The following is a 1,227-nucleotide window of genomic DNA, read 5'->3' on the forward strand; positions in this document are numbered from 1 at the left end:
TCCTGTAGCCGCCACCGTCCTGGTAATCGAGCAGGATGAGGAATTGCGGATTGCGCGACGCCACCGTTTCCCAATCCGTGTTGCCCCAGCTGGTGTCCATGTCAGCCATGATGTTGTCGCCGCCGGCGGCAGTGATCATGGCGCTGGGGATGGCGAACTTGCCTGCGGTGAACGGCTTGTCCTCGCCGGAATCGTAGAGGAACACCCGCGTGCCCTTGGCGCTGCCGACCTTGGCGGTGATGTCGGCGAGCTGCGCCTTCCAGCCAGAGACAAGCTTTTCAGCCTCGGCCTCCTTGCCGAAGATCTTGCCCAGCTTTTCGACGTCGCCATAGAGCAGGTCCATCGAGGCGGCGGGGCGGCTCTTGTCGAGATGGACGCAGCTTTCCGTCAGAACCAGCGTCTTGATGCCGTGCGGGGCAAGCGTGTCGGGCGTCACCTCGCCACCCGGCTTCATGCCGTAGTACCAGCCGGCGAAGAAGAAATCCGGCTCCACGGCCACGAGGTTTTCGAGCGTCGGATATTTCGGCGCCAGCTCCGGGATCGAACCCTGCTCTGCCTTGAATTCGGAACCGACCTTGTACCATCCGGTGATGCCCGTCAGGCCGACCATTGACGGCTGCAATTTCAGCGCGAAAGCCATCTCAGCCATGTTCAGATCGTGGATGACAGCGCGCTTCGGCGGCGCGTCGAAGGTCAGCGGCTTGCCGCAGCTGTCGACGGTTACCGGGAAGGCGAAGGCGGTCGAGGTCAGCAGCGAGACGGCAAGCGAAAAAGCGAGGCGTTTCACGGGTATGCTCCTTGTGGGTGGGATCGGGTCGACTATGGAACGGCTTCAATCACGACGGCGGCGCGGCACGGTTCGGAACCTCGAACACCGTCAACTCTCGATCCTCGGTTGGATGGCGCAGGCGCAGCACATCGATGCCGAAAATCTCGCGGATCAGCTGTTGGGCCAGCGCTTCGCGCGGTGCGGCGAGCGCTTGCAGACGGGCATGGTTCATCACCGCCACCCTGGTGGCGAAGGGTGCTACCAGCGCCAGATCGTGCAGCACCGCGATCACCGTCATCTCAAAGCCTGCCACGAGGTCGAGCAGTTCGCCGCGGGCGCGCGGGTCCCGATGGTTGGTCGGTTCGTCGAGGAACAGGATTTTGGGCTGCTGGGCGATGGCGCGCGCCAGTTGGGCGCGCTGGCGCTCGCCGCCCGACAGCGAGCCGACGGTGCGGCCA

General features: G+C 64.1%; 2 protein-coding genes. Both read right to left on the minus strand.

Annotation, left to right across the window (positions count from 1 at the left end):
- The coding region (locus tag EN969_RS31765) for an ABC transporter substrate-binding protein (protein ID WP_164758697.1) at window positions 1-787 on the minus strand (787 nt) is incomplete at its 3' end.
- A 49-nt stretch (window positions 788-836) separates the two neighbouring features.
- Window positions 837-1,227: ABC transporter ATP-binding protein (locus tag EN969_RS31770; protein WP_164758698.1), on the minus strand; the 391-nt coding region annotated here is incomplete at its 5' end.

The sequence above is a fragment of the Mesorhizobium sp. M7A.F.Ca.CA.003.01.2.1 genome (assembly GCF_003998945.1).
Taxonomy (GTDB): Bacteria; Pseudomonadota; Alphaproteobacteria; order Rhizobiales; family Rhizobiaceae; genus Mesorhizobium; species Mesorhizobium ciceri.